Below are 18,705 nucleotides of genomic sequence, written 5' to 3'. Positions count from 1 at the left end.
CGTCCTAAAAACCGCACCGGCTAACCGCGCGAAGCCCACGACAGGCCCCGAACGACGAGACCGAGACGAATTGCCGCTCCTGCCCTCGCCTCGCCGCAATGCCGCCGCGTTCCAGCCTTCGCAAGCCTGCCATCGCGCGGAGGATGCGTACCTGCCCCTCGCAACCGGCCGCGGACCGGACTAACCTTCGCCCGCTCGGCCGGATCAACCGGCCAGCCGAACATAACCGGGAGGACGCGATGAAACGCCCAGAGCAGCGTGACCAGGATGCTGCGCTTTCACGACGAACACTCGTGCGGGGACTTGCGCTCGGCGCTGCGGCGACCGTAGCCGGCCCCACGCTGGCCCAGACCGGACCTGCCGCACCGCCAACGACGATCACCACCCCGCCGCGCGATTTCGGCCCCAACGGCGCGCCGACGACTTATTTCTCGGACCCCGACATCATCACCGTCGATCCGTCCTTCGACGATCTGGCGCAGCCCAACACCGCGATCAAGCGCCTCTACACCGGACTGTTGTGGGCCGAAGGCCCGGCCTGGAGCGCGCAGGGCCGGTATCTGTTGTGGAGCGACATCCCCAACAACCGGCAGATGCGCTGGACCGAGGACGACGGCCGCGTCAGCGTGTTCCGCACGCCCTCCAACAATTCCAACGGCAACTCGTTCGACTTCCAGGGCCGTCAGCTCTCCTGCGAACACCTGACCCGGCGGGTGACGCGCTACGAGCACGATGGCACAGCCACGGTGCTCGCGGACTCCTATCAGGGCAAACGCCTGAACTCGCCGAACGACGTCGCCGCGCATCCCGACGGCAGCTACTGGTTCACCGACCCGCCCTATGGCGGCCAGCTCTATGAAGGCGAGCCCGACGTGGCGGGCGGCCCGAGCAATGCAGGCGGCAAGCTCAATCCGCGGATCGGACAGCCGGCCGGCTTCGTGCCGGGCAAGCGCGAGCTGCCGACCAACTGTTATCGCATCGATCCCTCGGGTCGCATCGACCTCGTCGTCACCGAGGACCAGGTGCCCGATCCCAACGGCCTGTGCTTCTCACCGGACTACAAGAAGCTCTACGTCGCCTCGACCGGCAAGGGACCGGGCGACACCGGGCCCGGCGGCAAGGGCGAGATCTTCGTGTTCGACGTCGGCGCCGACAACAAGCTCTCCAACGTGAAGAAGTTCAGCGACTGCGTGATCGACGGCGTGAAGTGCGGGCCCGACGGCCTGCGCTGCGACGTCAACGGCAATGTCTGGTCCTCCAGCAACGCCGGGCGCGCCGTCGGCTATAGCGGTGTGACGGTGTGGTCGCCGGCGGGCAAGCTGCTCGGCCGCATCCGCCTGCCGGAAGTGTGCGGCAACGTCTGCTTCGGCGGCCCCAAGCGCAACCGCCTGTTCATGGCCGCGAGCCAGTCGCTCTACGCGGTGTATACGGCGACGCAGGGCGCTGGTCCGGGCTGAGGCGGCACGGAGCGGATCACGACACGGCGCCGGCGTACCTCGCCGGCGCCGAATGATGCTGTATCGCTCGTTTGAAGCGACCCAGCATTATCCCCATTCGTGATGATGCATCTCATACGGCTTTACGCCCAGCAGGTCGATGGTCTCGGAGCCGACCTGCAACAGGGTTCCGCCATGATGGTCAGATGATTTCGTGACGTGAACGTCGTTCGAAAATTGCAGCTTGTCCTGTTTGGGATCGAAGTCGGTGATGACCGCGGTGTTGTGCTTACCTGCGAGAACACCAAGGTCGAATTCGAATGTGTCGGCACCGGCACCTCCGGTCATGGTCATGCGGCCGGCCGCGGCGACCAGCGTGTCATCCAGATCTCCGCCGGTCAGGGTATCCCTGCCGGGAGATCCGACCACAAGCTGCGCCATGCCTGCTGCAGCCTTTTCTCCGGTCGGGTCTACGCCGCCCAGCGTGCCGCTGTGCCGCTCGGTGGCGACGAAGGCATCGCTCTGCATCGCAATGGTATCGGTGTCGCGCAGAATGAGGTCCGACAGCGTGGTGTTCTTTATCTCATTCAGGGTCTGATTATCGAAACCCTGGTTCTCGAAGTAGTAGCGATCGCCGTCGCGCAAAGCGCTGAACTGGTCGGCGATGATTATGCCGAAGGTGGGCCCGATGACGGCTCCTGGCGCATGATCCTCAGCCAATCCACCGGCCCACAAATCGACGGCATCGATCGAACCATAGGCTTTCTCGAACGCTGCTGCCGTCGCCGGATCAGAGCTGAACTGATCGAAGCTGGTGTAAGGCGCTAGCCCCAGCCCCTCCCGGGTTTGGTTCAGTGTACCCAGCCCAAGATCATGGCCGCGTTGGATATTGATCGCTGCCAGATCCATGCCGTCCGGAGGATCGAACAGGAGGTTTCGCAAGCCATCGACAATGTGAGCGTCCAGCGGGTTGGCCAGGTCCCCCGACAGATGCCGCAGCAGGCCATCCGCACCAGTCGCCTTGAAAGTCGCCGTGTCTTCGAAGAACGATTGCGCCAGCGTCTGCTGCGACGTAAAGGCACCCAGATTGCTGGTCGCACTGATCTCGTCGGAGACGATGGAGTGACCAAAGCGAAAGGCCGCACCGGCAAACTCTTCGGTGATCCGCGCGTCCGCCGTGCGGTCATAGCCTTGGTACGGCTTGATGGCGTCCTCGCCCAACAGATGCGGCAGGAACTCGTTGTAGGTGATGTTGACCATCTCGGCCGTGGTGATGGCCTTGGCCGTCTCGTATAGCTTGTCGCCGCTCCAGTTCGGATGGTCCTCGTGCAGTCGATCGACTTGGTAATTGTGCTCGCGCACAAACAAGACTTGCAAGGCGGTCAGGTCGGGATTCTCCTGCGCCCGGACGTCACCGGCCGCAAAGACGTTGCCGTGCTCGGTCTCGACGATCGGGAGATTGTCTCCCGCCGACACCTTCATATGGCCGTCGGCCGTTCGCAGGCTCGCTGCGGTGGCCGCGTCGGAACCGTAGATCTGCGATCCGTCCAGCCAACCCGTCACCGTATTGATCGCGGCTGCCGGATGCCCGGTGACCCCCGTCGCAGGATCGATCGCCACCCGCGTCAACGCGATCATGCTGCCGGGCGGCAGAAACTCATCATCAGCGGGGACCTTGATCGAGATATCATCCGTGCCTGTGCCCTCCTTCTGCAGATCCAGATCGTGATCGATGAACTGGCCCCACGCATACATCATGCCTGACAGCGCGACGCCGGCGTCATCCACCAGATGCGGGCCTTCCTCGCCATCGCCAATATCCGTCTGCGCCACGACAATGTTGCTGATCTCGCGCGGATTCGGACCTGGCGTCATTTCATTGACCCCATCGACGAAATTTGCCGGCCCCAGCCGAGCAAAGTCGGTGTCGGCCTGGTTCAAGGTGGGATCCGCACGATTGTTGTTGGAGCCGTCGATGCTGCGGAATCTGAGCGCCATGGTTTACCCTCCCCGTAGAGTGTTCGCCCCAGCGCCTGCTCCATTGGCGGCTTGCGGCATGACGCTTTTGTGATTCTTTATGACGCTCGCATGATCGTTGAGTGACGACATTCGATATACGACAGAATTGCACCTCTAGCGGCGAAGCGGCAATCTTGGCCTGAACGATCGTGCCGAACAGGCGATGTTGCGCACATCAGCGCAGCACTATCCAAGGAACAAGCCATGCGCGTCATCATCTGCGGCGGCGGCGTGATCGGGGCCTGCACCGCCTTGTTTCTCCGGCGCCACGGCATCGACGTCGTCGTGGTCGAACGGACCGAGGTCGCGGCCGCCGCCTCCGGCAAGGCCGGCGGCTTTCTGGCGCGTGACTGGTGCGCCGGCTCGCCGCTCGACGTACTCGCGCGGCGAAGCTTTGCGCTTCACGCGCAGCTGGCGGAGGAGATCGCCGGCGATTGGGGCTATCGCCCGATGACCGCCTATAGCGGCTTTGTTGCTCCCGACGGCGATCCGCGCCGGAATGCACCATCCGCGCTCGGCTGGCTCGCCAACGGCGTCGTCATCGCGCAGCGCATCGGTACGACTGAGACGACTGCGATCGTTCATCCCCGCAAATTTACGTCAGCCGTGATGAACGCGGCAGTCGCGCAAGGCGCCGAGCTTCGCGTTGGCCGCATCACGGGCATCGCGCGCGACGCGAATGGGACGACCGCGAAGGGTGTCGAGGTCGAAGGCAGCCTCGTTGAGGCGGACGCCGTCGTGATCGCGATGGGACCATGGTCGCTGCTCGCCGCGCAATGGATGCGCCTGCCCGCCGTTTATGGCCAGCGCAGCCCGAGCATCGTGTACGACATCGGCCCCGACGTTCCGGCCGATGCGTTGTTCCTGGAGTATGACGAGGACGGCAGCGCCGTGTCGATCGAGGTCTTTCCACGCGCCGATGGCAGCACGCATATCACCGCACTCTCGGACATCGCGCCGCTGCCGCTCGATCCGGCGGCCGTAACGCCGGACGTCGATGCGATCGCGCGCCTGCAAATCATGTGCGAACGGCTGTCGCCAATGTTTCGTCCCGAAAAGATCATCGCGCAGCAGGCCTGCTTCCGACCGGTGACTGAGGATGGCCTGCCGTTGATCGGCAAGGTGCCGCAGAGCGAAGGCCTCTATGTTGCGACCGGGCACAATGTCTGGGGCATCCTCAATGCGCCCGCCACCGGCGAAGCGCTGGCACAGCTGATCGCCGAGGATGCGGCGCGTGTAGACTTGTCGCCATTCGATCCGGCCCGGTTGAGGCCGCTCGATCCATCACTGCTGCAAGCGCGCTGAACCGGCATCGCTGCACGTCTTGTAGGCTACCGCCCGCTCCAAGGCTTCGACTTCAAGGCTTCGACGCTCACGCATGCCCGCCGACAGAATCTGCATGCCTGCGCGCGCCATGAGTGTCTCGCACTCATCCTGCCCGCAATTTGCGCAGCGCTAGACTTTAGTCCGTCTCTCCCAATCCTGAACGCGGTTTCACTTGCCGAGAATGGCTCCGCCGTTATAGTTGCGACATAATGGCTCACAAGAGGCCTGTTCAAAGGGAGAGAACAACATGAAAAAACGACTCTCTGTTGCATTGCGAATAGCGCTCGGTGCGGCCACGACAGGCGCGATGATGGCAGCGTCAGGCGCGGCACTTGCAGCCGATCCCCTCAGGATCGGCGTGATCGCCGAAGCGCAGGCGATCGCCGGCGCCTCCATTCCACAGGCGGCGCAGCTTGCCGCCGACGAGATCAACGCCAATGGCGGCGTCGACGGCCGCAAGATCGAGATCATCTCTTACGACAATCACTCTTCGTCGGCCGATTCAGTGCGTGCGTTCCAGCGCGCGGTGAACGAGGACAAGGTCAACGCGGTCATCGCCAGCTATATCAGCGAGGTCGTGCTGGCGCTGGAGCCCTGGGCCTCGCGGCTGAAGACGCCGTTCGTCACGCCGGGTGCCGCCTCCAACGAGATCAGCAAGAGCGTCCACGCCGATTACGAGAAGAACAAGTACACCTTCCACGGCTATCTGACCTCCGCCGCGCTGGCGCTCTCGGTCTGCGACGGCGCCAAGGACCTGCTCGTCGACAGGATGCACATGAAGACCGCGGTCATCATGAGCGAGGACGCCGCCTGGACCAAGCCGCTCGACATCGGCTACGAGGAATGCCTGCCCAAGATCGGGCTGAAGGTGCTCGACCACATCCGCTTCTCGCCCGATACGACCGACTTCACGCCGATCTTCAACAAGATCGAGGGCTCCAAGCCCGATGTGATCATCACCGGCATCTCCCATGTGGGCGTGCAGCCGACCGTGCAGTGGAAGAACCAGCAGGTGCCGATCCCGATGTTCGGAATCTCCTCGCAGGCAACCAACGAGACCTTCGGCAAGGACACCAACCAGGCGGCCGAAGGTGTGCTCTATCAGGGCGTCTCCGGGCCCGGCGTCGCGGTGACGCCGAAATCGGTGCCGTTCGCGGAGAACTTCAAGAAGAAGTTCGGCAATTATCCCTCCTATGCCGGCTACACCGCCTATGACGAGGTCTACTACATCGCCGACGCGGTGAAGCGCGCCGGCTCGACCGACGCCGACAAGCTCGTCGCCGCGCTCGAGAAGACCGACTGGGAAGGCACGATCGGCCGCGTCCAGTTCTACGGCAAGGACGATCCGTTCACCCACTCGATCAAATATGGCAAGGGCCTGATCACCGGGCTGATGCTGCAATGGCAGGACGGCAAGCAGAGCGCGGTCTGGCCCAAGGACGTCGCCAAGGTCGACGTCAAGTTCCCGAGCTTCATCAAGCTCAGCAACTAGCAGGACATGCTCCCGGGACCACCTCCCGGGAGCTTCCACATGCGGCTCTCCGCAGCACCTTTCCTCAAAGCGGCAGCTCGGCTGCCACCCGGCCAATCATAGATGCGAGCTTTCCAGATATTGATCGATGGCTTTGCCATCAGCGCTCTCTACGCTCTCGGTGCCACCGGCTTCACCCTGATCTTCGGCGTCTCCGGCGTGCTCAACCTCTCCCACGGTGCCATCATGGTGGCCGCAGCGGTGGCGGCCTGGGCCGCTGCCAGCATCCTCAACGTCGGCACCTATGCCGGTGCGCTGATCGGGGTCGCCGTCGCCCTCCTCACCGCCTTCGCGACCTATTTCGCCGTGGTGAAGCCCATTCAGGACTCCCGGCGCATTCCCAACGAGGAGAAGGAGATCTTCGTCCTCACGGGCACGCTGCTCTGGGGCATCATGATCCAGGAGCTGATCGCGTATTTCTTCACCAACAACGCCAAGACCGTGCTGCCGATCGTCGAGGGCGTGGTCGAGATCCTCGGCGTCCGCACGCCGAAGAACGAGATCTTCACCGCGATCGTGTGCTGCCTCGTGATCGCACTGTTGTGGCTGCTCGTGAACCGCACCCGCACCGGCAAGGCGGTGCTGGCGGCGTCGATGAACCCGCGCGGCGTTACCCTGCTCGGGCTCGAGCTCACCAACATCTACGTCGTGGTCTGGGCGATCTACGGCATCCTCGCCGGCATCGCCGGCGTGCTGCTCGGCATGTTCTTAGGCGTCAGTTCCTACAGCGTCGGACCGCTGACGGCGAGTGCGTTCTCGATCGTGGTGCTCGGCGGTCTCGGCAGCGTCTCCGGCTCGCTGATCGCGGCCTTCGTGGTCGGCTATCTCGAGACGCTGACGGCCTATCTGGTCTCGCCGGCCTACCGCACCATTCCGGCGCTGCTGCTGCTCGTGTTCGTGATGTATATCCGGCCCCAGGGCCTTCTGGGGAGGCGCTGAGATGTCCACCTTCTTCACCTCCCGCCTGTTCTTCATCTCGGTCGCGCTCGTCATCATCGCGGCGACGCTGCCGCTCTACGTCTCCGGCTACGTGCTCGGCCTGCTCACCGTCGCGTTCTATTTCGGCGTGTTCGCGATGGCCTGGGACCTGCTGTTCGGCTTCGCAGGCGAGGTCAATTTCGGGCCCACCTTCCTGATCGGCGTCGGCGCCTACACGGCCGGCATTCTCAACGCCCAGTTCGGCTGGTCGGTTTATCTCTGCATCGTGCTGGGGGCACTGGCCTCCGTCATCGCGGGCCTCGTGCTGGCGTTGCCGGCTTTGCGCGTGCGCGGGCCGTATTTCGGCCTGACCACGCTGGTCGCGGTGTTGATGTTGCAGAATTTCATCGTGGTGTTCGCCGATCTCACCGGCGGCGAGATCGGCCTGACCATCCCCGACGTCATCACCATCAACGCCGGCGCCAACTACTGGATCGCGCTCGGCTTCATGACGATCTCGGCGGCGATCCTCTACGGCCTGTCGCAATCGCCGATTGGCCTCGTGCTCCAGGCCAGCGGCCAGGATCCGGTGCAGGCCGGCGCGCTCGGCTTCAACATCGTCAAGCACAAGCTAGCGGCCTTCATCGTCAGCGCGTTCTTCTCGGGGCTATCAGGCGCGCTGCTGGTGTTCTATTTCGGCACCGCCTCGGTCGGTACCGTCGTCGACGTCGCGGTCGGTGTGAACGTGATCGTCTCGGCCGTGCTCGGCGGCCGGCGCACCGTGCTTGGCGCCGCGCTCGGCGCGATCTTCCTGATCGTCGCCGGCGAATTCCTAAGGCCGACCGGCGAGCTCGCGACCTTCATCGTCTCGGCGGTCGCGTTGCTCGTCGTGCTGTTCTTCCCCGGCGGCTTCCTCGGAGCGGCCCTCTCACGTGAGGCGCGCTCGTGATGGATATGATCGCAAACCGGGCCGTGCTCGACGTCCGCGGCCTGACAAAACGCTTTGGTGGATTGACGGCGGTGAAGAACCTCGGCTTCGAGGTCAACGCCGGCGAGATCTTCGGCCTGATCGGGCCGAACGGCTCCGGCAAGTCGACCGCGATGAAGAGCGTGATGGGCATCGAACGCCCGACATCGGGCGAGGTCATCTTCGAGGGCGAGAACGTCGCCGGCCTGCCCGCGCACAAGATCGCGCGCAAAGGCTTTGGCATGGTGTTCCAGCACTCGCGGCCGCTGAACCGGCAGACGGTGCTGGAGAACATCATGGTCGCGCTGTTGCCGGACAGCCTGTTCATGCTGTTTCCCGACAAGTCGCTCGTCGAGCGCGCCAAATGGATCGCCGACCGCGTCGGGTTGGGCAGCGTGATGAACCGCCGACCGCCGACGCTGCCTTTCGCCGATCTGCGCCGGCTCGAGCTCGCCAAGGCGATCGCGCGTGACCCAAAGGTCGTGCTGGTGGACGAGCCCTTTGCCGGGCTGACGCGGGCGGAGGTCGACGTCTTCTCCGACCTGATCCGCAGCTTTCGCGACGAGGGCCGCGCCGTGATGCTGGTCGACCACAACGTCAAGAGCGTCGCCGCGCTGGTCGACCGCGTGCTCGCGATGTATCTCGGCGAGGAGATCGTCACGGGCAAGGCCGACGAGGTCATGAAGAACGAGACGGTGCGCCGGGTCTATCTCGGCGGCGCCATCGAGACCCATGCGCGGCCCGAGACCAGCTTCAAGGACAAGGTGCCGCTGCTCCAGGTCGAGAATGTCAGCGTGTTCTACGGCAAGGCGCAGGCGCTGGAGAACGTCTCGATCCACGTCCACGAGGGCGAGTTCGTCTCCGTCGTCGGCCTCAACGGCGCCGGAAAGACCACGCTGTTCAACACCATCTCCGGCTTCCTGCCCTATAGCGGCGAGATCGTGCGCGGCGGCGACAGACTGCGCGGCACGAGCCCTGCAAAGATCGCGCGCAGCGGCCTCGTGCAATGCCCGGAATCGCGCGAGCTGTTCGGCGAGATGAGCGTGCGCGAAAACCTCGATCTCGGCGGCCAACATCTCTCCGACGACAAGCGCGCCGCGCAGCTCGCCTGGCTGTTCGAGCTGTTCCCGATCCTGAAGGAGCGCCAGGGCCAGATGGCACAAACGCTCTCCGGCGGCGAGCAGCAGATGCTCGCGATCGGCCGCGCATTGATGATGCAGCCGCAGATCCTGATCCTGGACGAGCCGACGCTGGGCCTCGCTCCCGTCATTCTCGAGCAATTGTCGAAAGCGCTGACGAAGCTGCGGCAGACCACCGCGATCACGGTGTTGCTCGGCGAGCAGAACGTCACCTTCGCGCTACCGCATGCCGACCGCGTCTATGTGCTGGAGCACGCCCGCATCGTCTGGGAGGGCGATCCAGGCCGCTTCGCCGCGGAGGCCGGCGCCGATTTTCTCTAATTCGCGCGTATCAATAACAAAACAAGCAAAGGGAAACGACCATGCGACCATCGACGAATCCAAGCAGCAGCTTCCTTCTCGCCTCGGCGCTGGCCCTGTGCCTCGCCGCGCCCGCCTACGCGCAGTCGAACGATCCGATCAAGATCGGCGTCATCGCCGAAGTGCAGTCGATCGCCGGTGCCGCTACGCCCGGCGGCGCGCAGATCGCTGCCGACGAGATCAATGCCAAGGGCGGCATTCTCGGCCGCAAGGTGGAGATCGTCACCTATGACAACAAGAGCTCGTCGGCCGACTCGGTGCGCGCGTTCCAGCGCGCGGTGAGCGAGGACAAGGTGTCGGCCGTGATCGCGAGCTATATCAGCGAGGTCGTTCTCGCGCTCGAACCTTGGGCGGCGCGGCTGAAGATGCCGCTGATCACGCCGGGCGCCGCCTCGAACGAGATCACCAAGGCGATCCACAACGACTACGAGAAGAACAAGTACACTTTCCACGGCTATCTGACCTCGGCGGCCCAGGCCCAGCTCGTCTGCGACGCCGCCAAGGATCTCCTGGTCGACAAGCTCAAGTTCAAGACGGTTGCGATCATGAGCGAGGACGCGGCCTGGACCAAGCCGCTCGACGTCGGCTACGAGGCCTGCCTGCCCAAGGCGGGCCTGAAGGTCGTGGAGCATGTGCGCTTCTCGCCCGATACCACCGACTTCACGCCGATCTTCAACAACATCGAGGGCAAGAAGCCTGACGTGATCGTGACCGGCATCTCGCATGTCGGCGTGCAGCCGACGGTGCAGTGGAAGAACCAGCAGGTGCCGATCCCGATGTTCGGCATCAGCGCGCAGGCGCTGAGCCCGACCTTCTGGAAGGACACCAATGGCGCCGCAGACGGCGTGCCGTCGCTGGCAGTGGCAACACCCGATGTTGCCGTGACCGCCAAGACAAAACCGTTCGCGGCCGCCTTCAAGGCCAAGTTCGGCACGCCGCCGGCCTATACCGGCTACACCGCCTATGACGAGGTCTACTTCATCACCGAAGCGATCAAGCGCGCGAGCTCGACCGATCCCGACAAGATGGTCGCTGAACTGGAGAAGACCGACTACGAGGGCACGATCGGCCGCATCCAGTTCTACGGCAAGGACGACGAGTTCACCCACGGCATCAAGTCCGGTCCCACGACCGTGTCCGGCCTCGTCTTCCAGTGGCAGGACAGCAAGCAGGTCGTGGTCTGGCCCGAGAAGATCGCGGAAGGCAAGCTGAAGTTTCCCGCCTTCGTGAAGCTGTCGCAGTAACCGGCTCGTCCCGGCATCAGGCCCACCGCTCATTCGCGAGCGGTGGGCTTTTTCTTGTCCTTCGGGAAACATGCTGCGCCGCGGCCGGCCGTAGCGACCTTGGGTCACGTTGACGTTTTGCCGCCACCTCCGCCATCTACCCCGCCGGTGATGAAGCGGAGCATCTCAGATGGACGCAGGCATCTCTCCCGGACAATCCCCGGCACCCCAAGATTTTGCCCAGATCTTCAGGCTGATCGGTGGGTACCGCATTTCGCAGGCCCTGCGCGTTGCCGTCGAGCTTGGCATTCCGGATCACCTGGCGGCAGGCCCGCGCCATTGCGACGATCTGGCGACAACGACCGGAAGCCATGCTCCGACCCTTTACCGGCTGCTTCGCTTCCTGGCCGGTGCCGGCCTGCTCGACGAGACGTCTCCGAAGCAGTTTGCGCTGACACCGCTTGGGTCTACCCTCCGCGCCGATATCCCGGCTTCGATCTGTCCGGTGGTGCGGCTATGGCTCAGCGAGTCGCACTGGCAATCCTGGAGCCATCTTCTGCACTCTGTACAGACCGGCCAGCATGCCTTCGATCACGCACACGGGACCGGGGTCTTCGACTATTTGCGCGAGGACACCGAGCTCTCTGCGATTTTCAACGCGACGATGACAACCAGCTCCGCCCGGTTGGCCACCGCGCTGCTCAAGCACTACGATTTTCACCGGATAGGCCGCATCGTCGACGTAGGCGGCGGACATGGCTTCACGCTCACAACGATTCTGGCCGATCACCCGACCATGAAAGGCGTGCTGTTCGACCTTCCCGATGTCGTAGCCGGTGCTTCTCTTGAGGCGATTGGAGGCAGGAACCGATGTGAGATCATCGGCGGGAGCTTCTTCGAAACCATTCCGGCAGACGCAGACGCCTACATCCTCAAGCAGATCATCCATGATTGGGACGACGATCAATCGCTGGCGATCCTGCGAAATGTTCGCGCGGCAATGCCAGGACATGCTCGGGTTCTGCTGATCGAACGACGGATCGAGCCAGATCATCGCGACGCCATGCGCGTGCTCCATATCGACATGGAGATGCTGGTCAATGTCTCCGGCATGGAGCGCACCGACGCCGAATATCGATCCCTGCTGGAGCAGGCCGGATTCCGATTGGCGAGGGTGGTGCCGTTGCTCGACGGCGCAGGCTTTGCGGTATTCGAGGCGATGCGCTCCGACACGAACTGAGATCGGGCAGATCGCTCGATGCAGTCCGTCTTCGCAGTTGCGTTCTGCGCCATGACCCGCCTATCGACCTTTCGCCATGTTGACTTTCCATCGTCCCGCTCCCCATAATTCGTAAAAAAATAACAAGACCAATCAACAGACGGGTTTTGAGGGAGGATAGGATGCCGACTTCACGCAGGCAGTTGCTGAAGAGCTCGGCGGCTGCCGCCGCCGCACTCAGCCTCGATTGGACCCGGGCCCAGGCGCAAGCCGAGAATTTGCGCATCGGCCTGATCTACGACCTCACCGGCCCGTTCGCGGCGGGCGGCTCGGTCGCCTCGTCAATCGGCGCGCAGATCGCGATCGATCTCGTCAACGAAAAAGGCGGTGTCGGCGGCAAGACCAAGATTGCTCCGGTCGCCGCGGATTCCCAGAGCAAACCCGACGTTGCGATCAACGAGGCCGAACGCCTGATCAGTCAGGAGAAGATCGACATCATCAACGGCGTCTATGCGAGCTCGCATGCGGTGCCGCTCGCGGCCAAGGTCGAGCAGCAGAAGAAGATCCTCTGGATCACGACCGCGGTCTCGACCGCCGTGTTCAAGGACAAGAATCTGCAATACGTGTTTCGCGCGCAGATCCATTCCGACCAGTATGGCCAGGCCTTCGCGAGCTTCCTCGCCGAGCATGCGCAAGGCAAGCTCGGTATGGATCCGAAGGACGTCAAGGTCGCGCTGATCCACGAGGACGGCCCGTATGGCGTCGGCGTCGCGGCGGCCGACGAGGCCTACGCCAAGCAGGCCGGCATCCAGGTGGTGCTGCGCGAAGGCTACTCCGCCTCGGCGCCCGACCTCTCGGTGCTGGTCACGAAAATCAAGCGCGCCAAGGCCGACGTGATCTCGCATGCCGGTTACAACCCCGACATCACCCTGTTCCTGCGGCAGGCGCGCGAGAGCGGATTGCGCTTCAAGATGCTGTTTGGCGCCGGCGCCGGCTACAGCCAGCTCGACAAGCTGCGCGCGACCTTCGGCGCCGACATCGACAATTTCTGCAACATCGACCCGGTGCCGGCGCAATTGCTCGATCCCGCAAAGCTCGCGCCGGGCATCGGCGATCTGACCAACGCCATGGTCACGCGCTACAAGGCCAAGACCGGTGCAACCGAAGTGCCGCCGCATTGCTCGATGGGCTTCAACCAGACCTGGGTGCTGCTCAACAACGTGCTGCCGGTCGCCAAGGAGAAATACGGCAGCTTCGATCCCGAGGCCATCCGCAAGGCCGCGCTCGACGTCGACATTCCCGCCGGCGGCACCATCCAGGGCTACGGCGTCAAATTCTTCCCGCCGGGCACGCCGCTGTCCGGCCAGAACGAACGCTCGACGCCGGTCGTGATGCAGAACGCCGGCGAGCGCATCTCGGTGGTGTGGCCGACGAACATCCGCACGCAGGACCCGGTGTTTCCGCTGCCGAAGGGTTCGACCTACGGGGCGTGAGGTGATGCGGACGGTCTCTTCCCCTCTCCCCTTGTGGGAGAGGGTGGCTCGCCGCGTAACGGCGAGGCGGGTGAGGGGTTATCTCCGCAAGCAAATCTCTTACGTTCGAACTCGTGGAGAGAGACCCCTCATCCGGCGCTCCGCGCCACCTTCTCCCACAAGGGGAGAAGGGATGGCAGCGTGCCTGCGGTCTCTTCAGCGGCCCTACAACACCACCCGCCGTCCCTCCTCCGCGGCCCAGTAGCCCGCGTAGTTCACCTTGATCGTCTCATACGCCAGCGCCAGGTCCGACAGCGGCTGCCTCCCGCTCGCGGCGCATTCCATGAAATCCTGGATCTCCTGGAGATAGCCGCGTGTCCACTCCTCCTCGAGGCAGACATATTGCCAGCCGGTTTTACGATCGACCTTCTCGGTGATGTAGACACTGGCGAGCTTCTCTTCGCTGGTCTGGTAGCTCATCAGATGCGTGTTCGGGGTGATGTTGGCGAACAGCGAACCGCCCGAGGTGTAGGTCTCGATCAGATTGCGGACGCCGCCCATGATCATGTCGCCGGAAAACACGGTCGCCTTGGTGCCGTCGGAGAAGGTCGCCGTCAGCGTGCCCCAATCCTCGACATCGACCGGATTGGCCTTGATGTAGGTGCGCTCCTCGGGCTTCAGGACGGCCGTGACGTTGCCGACATCGCCGGTGACGCTGGCGACGCGGATGGTTTCGCCGCGCGCCTTGGCCTCCACCTGCTTGAGATAAAGCACGGCCGAGAGCGGATGGCAGCCCATGCGGATCAGCGAGCCGCCGCCGGTCATCGCCCATTGCGCGGCATGCGCGGCGTGCGAGCCGGAATGACTCTCCTCGCCCTTCATGAACAGGATCTTGTCTTTGGTCGCCCTGATGATCTCCGCGGTCTTGGTCACCGCGGGCGCGTAGATCCAATCCTCCGCATACATGAAAAGCTTTCCGGTGCGCTCGATTGCGGCGCGGGTCGCGTCCATCTCCTCCAGCACCCGCTCATACATCAGCGCCTTCGGTACATGCTTGCCGATCGGCTGCGCGTCGCCTGCCCGGCCGAAATAGCCGGCGAACGGCTTTTCGCAGATCACGTGCTTGCCGGCCTGCATGCTGGCGACAATCATGTCGGCATGGAGATTGGGCGGGGTGCAGATGTCGATGACATCGAGCTCGCGGTCCGCGATCAGTTCGGCGAAGCTGCGATAGACCCGCGGAATGCCATGGCGGCCGGCGAATTCAACGACATGATCGCCGCGCGCCGCGACCGCCGCGACCTCGACATCCACACCGTAGACGCGGCGGAACGCATACATGTGCAGCTCCGACACGAAGCCGCAGCCGACAAGCCCCACCCGAATCCTGGCCATAGCACCCCCCTTAGCCTTGCGTTGGGCGGCACTATAGCGCGACGGCCAGCCTATTCCACCGAGACCCGCACCACGCCGGCGCTCATCATGCCGAGCGCTTTGGCCGCCGGCACCGAGAGATCGACGATCCGGCCGCGGATAAACGGGCCGCGATCATTGACGCGGCACTGAATCGACCGGCCACCGTAGGACACCGTCAGCACGCTGCCGAACGCGCGCGTGCGGTGAGCGCAGGTCAGTTCGCCGCCCTTACCGGCTTTTCCGTAACCGTAGTATGAGGCAAGCCCGCTTTCGGCTTGCGCGACAGAAAATGCAGAAAGCGAAAAAGTGGCCAGACTGAAGAATAACGTCGTCTGCGTTCGCACGGCACCGCTCCCGGTTGCCCTGCCCGGCGCTGCAAACGTCGATTTGTTCCGGTAAGTTCCAGGAACACTGCCGGGCGCGCCCGGCAGTGCCATCACACATTGTTACTGTTTATGGAACACCAGCGTGCGGACCTCGATGCTTTCGCGCGGCGCCGCATCGGCCGGCGTGGTCGGATCGACGAAGGCGGTATGCGGCCCGAACCGGGTGCGGCCGTCGGTTGCGGAATCGTAGCACTTGAGCAGCAGCGCCTCGTCCGGCGTCATCTCCGGAAAATAGAACCAGCGGTGGTTCGGATTGTACTTCACCGAATAGGTCTCGCCGCGGCGATTGGGATAGATCAGATCGGAGGCGACGAGATCGTCGGGCGCGACCGTCGTGCCGTCGGCCATCGCCAGCGGTGAATCGCGCAAGGGTCCGCGGATCGGCCGCCAGAGGTTGATCACCTGCACACGGCCTTTCAACAGCGCGTCGGCTTCGTCGGGCAGATGCTCGCGCACACGGTTGGCGCCGGAGACGACGGTCTGGTCGACATGGACACGCGTCGCAGGCTGGCGCGGGCCACCGTCGCGAATATCCGCCGCCCCCTCGACACGCCTGCGCACGGTGTGATCGAAAATGAAGACGCGATCGGCCTTCAGCGTCGCCCGCAAAAAGGCCTCGACGGCGGGATAGTAGACCGCCCGTATTTCCTCGTCGTTGTAAAAATCCTTCACCAGCGTCGGGTGACGCACCAGCGCAAAGCCCTCGCGATCGAGCGAGAAATTGTCCGCGATCAGGCGCGCATCGAAGATCGGGACCTGATGCGGCTCCGGCAACGACGTGCTCTTGGGCTCGCCCGGCGGCGGATCGAAAGCATAGGTGCGCGGTTTGCCGGAAACCGGCGCGAGGTAGTTGAGTTCAGCAGTGACGAAGGGAAGCGATTCGATTTTTGTTTCTTGCAGGCCCATGGCCGGTCTCCCGATGTGGTCGTCTGTGTGATTTTTGACGGAGTGCGGCGTGCTGCAAGGGAGGCGATGCAAATAGCAATGGGGCTGTTGTCGGCGGTGAGGAACGCAGAAGAAATGTTTCGAGGGTAACCCGGCGTACGCTACTCCCCTTCTCCCGTTGTGGGAGAAGGTGGCGCGAAGCGCCGGATGAGGGGTATCTCTCCGCGAACTCAATAGTGAGAGGTGAGTACGCGGAGAGATACCCCTCACCCGTCTCGCCGCTATCGCGGCGAGCCACCCTCTCCCACAAGGGGAGAGGGAAAGCGCCGCGTCCGGTTCACGAGTGGCTTACAACCCCGCCTTGGCGATCGCGTCCGCAAACGAGCGGTCTACGATCTCGGTCGCATCGAGCTTCTGCTTGATCAGGCCCCAGCGGAAATAGAGGTCGATCGTGCTCTGCTCGTCCGCGACCACGCCGTCGTCGATCGGGGCAATGCGGATCTTTGCGCGCCACAGCCAGTTCTGCGGCACGGCGGTCGGGATGTTCATCAGCTTGCCCCAGGTCGCGGCATAGCTGTCGACGTTGCTGAGCGACCACGCCCGCGCAGCCGTAAGGCGCCGGATGAAGTCCGTCAGCTCCGCGCGCTTGTCGCGGATCGCGTCGGGCCGTGCGACCTGGAAGCTCAGCCCCGGCGTCAGGCCCTCCGAGGTGATGACGCGGCGCGATTTGAACAGCACCTCTTCCTGGCTCACATAGGGCTCCCACGTCGACCAGGCATCGACCGAGCCTTGGGTGTAGGCGATCTTGGCATCGGACGGCGCCAGGAACGCGATCTGCACGTCGCTCGCAGCCCAGCCGTTCTTCTCGAGCGCGGCAAGGATCAATTGATGACCGATCGAGCCGCGACCCGTCGCGATCTTCTTGCCGCGCAGGTCCGCGAAGCTCTTGATCGGCGAATTCTCGGGCACGAGGATCGCGAGCCCCTCGCGGGTCTGACGGATCGCCGCGATCGCCTTCACCGGCGCGCCGGAGGCGGCGGCGAAGGTGAAGGGTGCATCGCCCACGATACCGGTCTCGATCGCGCCGGCGCTGAGCGCTTCCAGCAGCGGTGCCGCCGCCGGAAACTCCTTCCACTCGATCTTGTACGGGACGTCCTTGAGCACACCTGCCGCTTCCATCACGGCCTGCGAGTTGCCCTTCTGGTCGCCAACGCGCAAGGTGGTTTGCGCCGCCACGAGCTCCAACGAGCCGAACAGCAGCGCACCGGCCAGCATGAGACGGATCATTCCGCCGCCTCGCCGCGAACGGCCTGGCGCTTGGCGACCAGCTCGCGCGTCAGCGGGATCAGCTCGCGGCCATATTCGATGGCGTCGATCAGAGGATCGAAGCCGCGGATCAGGAAGTGGCTGATGCCGAGATCGTAATAGTCGCCGAACACTTCGGCGACTTGCTCGGGCGTGCCGACCAATGCGGTGGTGTTGCTGTTGGCGCCGGTGAGCTTTGCGATCTCGGTCCAGAGCCGCTTGTCGATGCGGCTGCCCTGGTCGGCGAGCGAGAGCAAACGACGCGCACCCGCTGTGGCATGGCCGTCGGCCGGCTTGCGGTAGCCGGTCTTGTCCTGGAGCGCGGTGGCGCGCGCCAAAATCTCTTCCGCCTTCTCCCAGGCCTGCTTCTCGGTCGGGGCAATGATCGGCCGCACCGAGAGGCTGAAACGCGGCGTCGGCCGTCCCTGACGAACCGCCGCGTTGTGGACGCGGGAGGTGACGTCGCGCACCTGGGCATAGGATTCACCCCACAGTGCAAAGGTGTCGGCATGCTTGCCGGCGACCTCGATCGCCGCATCCGAAGCGCCGCCGAAGTAAGTCCGGATGCCCTCGGGACGATACGGCTTCACCTGCGAGAATGCGTTCTCGACCTGGTAGTACTTGCCCTTGTAGGTGAACGGCCTGTCGCTGGTCCATTCCAGCTTGAGGACATCGAGGAACTCGGAGGTCCGGGCATAACGCTCGTCTTTGTCGTCGAGCGTGTTGCCATCCTGCCGAAGCTCGGTCGCGTTGCCGCCGGTGATAGCATGCAGAGCGACCCTGCCGCGGGAAAACTGGTCGAGCACGGCGAACTGGCGCGCCAGCAGCGTCGGCGCGGTGAAGCCCGGCCGCTGCGCGATCAGCACATTGAGGCGGTCGGTGACGCCCAGCACGTGCTGAGCAATTTGGAGCGCGTCCGGCGTCGTCGAATGAAACGCCAGCAGGGCGCGGTCAAAGCCGGCATTCTCATGCGCCTTCGCCACCGTCTCGATATGGGTGGGGTTGAGGACCGGCCCCTCGCGGACGACGATCTCGGACGAATTGTTGTTGCTGATGAAGCCGATGAACTCGATCGACATGATCGTCTCCCTGTTTGTTGTCCT

Annotated in this window: 15 protein-coding genes; 9 read left to right on the top strand and 6 right to left on the bottom strand. The window is 63.9% G+C overall.

Translation table 11 applies throughout. The features are described 5' to 3' along the window. Positions 1 to 239 precede the first annotated feature (239 nt). On the top strand, positions 240 to 1,457 hold the full coding sequence (locus AB7G19_RS10560; protein WP_441267784.1) for an SMP-30/gluconolactonase/LRE family protein: 1,218 nt from the start codon (positions 240 to 242) through the stop codon (positions 1,455 to 1,457). 87 nt (positions 1,458 to 1,544) lie between these two features. On the opposite strand, the gene AB7G19_RS10555 is transcribed toward AB7G19_RS10560, so the two are convergent. After that, positions 1,545 to 3,434 (bottom strand): peroxidase family protein, encoded by a 1,890-nt coding sequence (locus AB7G19_RS10555; protein ID WP_441267783.1) that lies wholly within the window; start codon positions 3,432 to 3,434, stop codon positions 1,545 to 1,547. 225 nt (positions 3,435 to 3,659) lie between these two features. On the opposite strand from AB7G19_RS10555, the gene AB7G19_RS10550 reads away from it, so the two are divergent. From AB7G19_RS10550 to AB7G19_RS10515, 8 genes are all read left to right on the top strand, one after another. Beyond that, the gene (locus AB7G19_RS10550; RefSeq protein WP_441267782.1) at positions 3,660 to 4,760 is read left to right on the top strand and encodes an NAD(P)/FAD-dependent oxidoreductase; all 1,101 of its coding nucleotides are present in this window, start codon (positions 3,660 to 3,662) and stop codon (positions 4,758 to 4,760) included. Between the two features lie 328 nt (positions 4,761 to 5,088). Then, positions 5,089 to 6,273, top strand: coding sequence for an ABC transporter substrate-binding protein (locus AB7G19_RS10545; protein WP_441268818.1), 1,185 nt, complete (start codon positions 5,089 to 5,091; stop codon positions 6,271 to 6,273). 102 nt (positions 6,274 to 6,375) lie between these two features. Beyond that, complete coding sequence (locus AB7G19_RS10540; RefSeq protein WP_028156504.1) at positions 6,376 to 7,251, top strand: branched-chain amino acid ABC transporter permease; 876 nt, start codon at positions 6,376 to 6,378, stop codon at positions 7,249 to 7,251. Position 7,252: 1 nt separating this feature from the next. Beyond that, positions 7,253 to 8,179 (top strand): branched-chain amino acid ABC transporter permease, encoded by a 927-nt coding sequence (locus tag AB7G19_RS10535; protein ID WP_014493139.1) that lies wholly within the window; start codon positions 7,253 to 7,255, stop codon positions 8,177 to 8,179. After that, positions 8,179 to 9,657: an ATP-binding cassette domain-containing protein gene (locus tag AB7G19_RS10530; protein ID WP_441267781.1), complete on the top strand. Its 1,479-nt coding sequence runs from the start codon at positions 8,179 to 8,181 to the stop codon at positions 9,655 to 9,657. Before AB7G19_RS10535 ends, AB7G19_RS10530 begins: the two co-directional genes overlap by 1 nt. A gap of 41 nt (positions 9,658 to 9,698) precedes the next feature. Beyond that, positions 9,699 to 10,940, top strand: a complete 1,242-nt coding sequence (locus tag AB7G19_RS10525) for an ABC transporter substrate-binding protein (protein ID WP_441253394.1) — start codon at positions 9,699 to 9,701, stop codon at positions 10,938 to 10,940. Positions 10,941 to 11,109: 169 nt separating this feature from the next. Next, on the top strand, positions 11,110 to 12,159 hold the full coding sequence (locus AB7G19_RS10520; protein ID WP_441253393.1) for a methyltransferase: 1,050 nt from the start codon (positions 11,110 to 11,112) through the stop codon (positions 12,157 to 12,159). 161 nt (positions 12,160 to 12,320) lie between these two features. After that, a complete protein-coding gene (locus AB7G19_RS10515) occupies positions 12,321 to 13,631 on the top strand; it encodes an ABC transporter substrate-binding protein (RefSeq protein ID WP_208088083.1) in 1,311 nt (436 codons plus the stop codon). 204 nt (positions 13,632 to 13,835) lie between these two features. On the opposite strand, the gene AB7G19_RS10510 is transcribed toward AB7G19_RS10515, so the two are convergent. From AB7G19_RS10510 to AB7G19_RS10490, 5 genes are all read right to left on the bottom strand, one after another. Further along, positions 13,836 to 15,005, bottom strand: coding sequence for a Gfo/Idh/MocA family protein (locus AB7G19_RS10510; RefSeq protein WP_028154373.1), 1,170 nt, complete (start codon positions 15,003 to 15,005; stop codon positions 13,836 to 13,838). A 50-nt stretch (positions 15,006 to 15,055) separates the two neighbouring features. Next, entirely contained in the window at positions 15,056 to 15,370 is a 315-nt protein-coding gene (locus AB7G19_RS10505; RefSeq protein ID WP_071910599.1) for a septal ring lytic transglycosylase RlpA family protein, read from the bottom strand. A 102-nt stretch (positions 15,371 to 15,472) separates the two neighbouring features. Further along, entirely contained in the window at positions 15,473 to 16,318 is an 846-nt protein-coding gene (locus AB7G19_RS10500; RefSeq protein WP_441253392.1) for a CmcJ/NvfI family oxidoreductase, read from the bottom strand. A 327-nt stretch (positions 16,319 to 16,645) separates the two neighbouring features. Beyond that, complete coding sequence (locus AB7G19_RS10495) at positions 16,646 to 17,584, bottom strand: ABC transporter substrate-binding protein (protein ID WP_441253391.1); 939 nt, start codon at positions 17,582 to 17,584, stop codon at positions 16,646 to 16,648. Next, positions 17,581 to 18,681, bottom strand: coding sequence for an LLM class flavin-dependent oxidoreductase (locus AB7G19_RS10490; RefSeq protein WP_441253390.1), 1,101 nt, complete (start codon positions 18,679 to 18,681; stop codon positions 17,581 to 17,583). The genes AB7G19_RS10495 and AB7G19_RS10490 overlap by 4 nt, the downstream gene beginning before the upstream one ends. Positions 18,682 to 18,705: the final 24 nt, after the last annotated feature.

It is taken from the genome of Bradyrhizobium sp. 215_C5_N1_1 (genome assembly GCF_052075935.1).
Taxonomy (GTDB): domain Bacteria; phylum Pseudomonadota; class Alphaproteobacteria; order Rhizobiales; family Xanthobacteraceae; genus Bradyrhizobium; species Bradyrhizobium barranii.
The sequence above is the reverse complement of the archived record's forward strand: the minus strand, read 5'-3'. Positions and strand labels throughout refer to the sequence as shown.

Bases quoted from the DNA above. Each gene is read 5' to 3' on its own strand.
- AB7G19_RS10545 (WP_441268818.1), top strand. From the start codon at position 5,089: ATGATGGCAGCGTCAGGCGCGGCACTTGCAGCCGATCCCCTCAGGATC.
- AB7G19_RS10510 (WP_028154373.1), bottom strand. From the start codon at position 15,005: ATGGCCAGGATTCGGGTGGGGCTTGTCGGCTGCGGCTTCGTGTCGGAG.
- AB7G19_RS10555 (WP_441267783.1), bottom strand. From the start codon at position 3,434: ATGGCGCTCAGATTCCGCAGCATCGACGGCTCCAACAACAATCGTGCG.
- AB7G19_RS10500 (WP_441253392.1), bottom strand. From the start codon at position 16,318: ATGGGCCTGCAAGAAACAAAAATCGAATCGCTTCCCTTCGTCACTGCT.
- AB7G19_RS10550 (WP_441267782.1), top strand. From the start codon at position 3,660: ATGCGCGTCATCATCTGCGGCGGCGGCGTGATCGGGGCCTGCACCGCC.
- AB7G19_RS10520 (WP_441253393.1), top strand. From the start codon at position 11,110: ATGGACGCAGGCATCTCTCCCGGACAATCCCCGGCACCCCAAGATTTT.
- AB7G19_RS10515 (WP_208088083.1), top strand. From the start codon at position 12,321: ATGCCGACTTCACGCAGGCAGTTGCTGAAGAGCTCGGCGGCTGCCGCC.
- AB7G19_RS10540 (WP_028156504.1), top strand. From the start codon at position 6,376: ATGCGAGCTTTCCAGATATTGATCGATGGCTTTGCCATCAGCGCTCTC.
- AB7G19_RS10530 (WP_441267781.1), top strand. From the start codon at position 8,179: ATGGATATGATCGCAAACCGGGCCGTGCTCGACGTCCGCGGCCTGACA.
- AB7G19_RS10535 (WP_014493139.1), top strand. From the start codon at position 7,253: ATGTCCACCTTCTTCACCTCCCGCCTGTTCTTCATCTCGGTCGCGCTC.
- AB7G19_RS10490 (WP_441253390.1), bottom strand. From the start codon at position 18,681: ATGTCGATCGAGTTCATCGGCTTCATCAGCAACAACAATTCGTCCGAG.
- AB7G19_RS10525 (WP_441253394.1), top strand. From the start codon at position 9,699: ATGCGACCATCGACGAATCCAAGCAGCAGCTTCCTTCTCGCCTCGGCG.
- AB7G19_RS10495 (WP_441253391.1), bottom strand. From the start codon at position 17,584: ATGATCCGTCTCATGCTGGCCGGTGCGCTGCTGTTCGGCTCGTTGGAG.
- AB7G19_RS10560 (WP_441267784.1), top strand. From the start codon at position 240: ATGAAACGCCCAGAGCAGCGTGACCAGGATGCTGCGCTTTCACGACGA.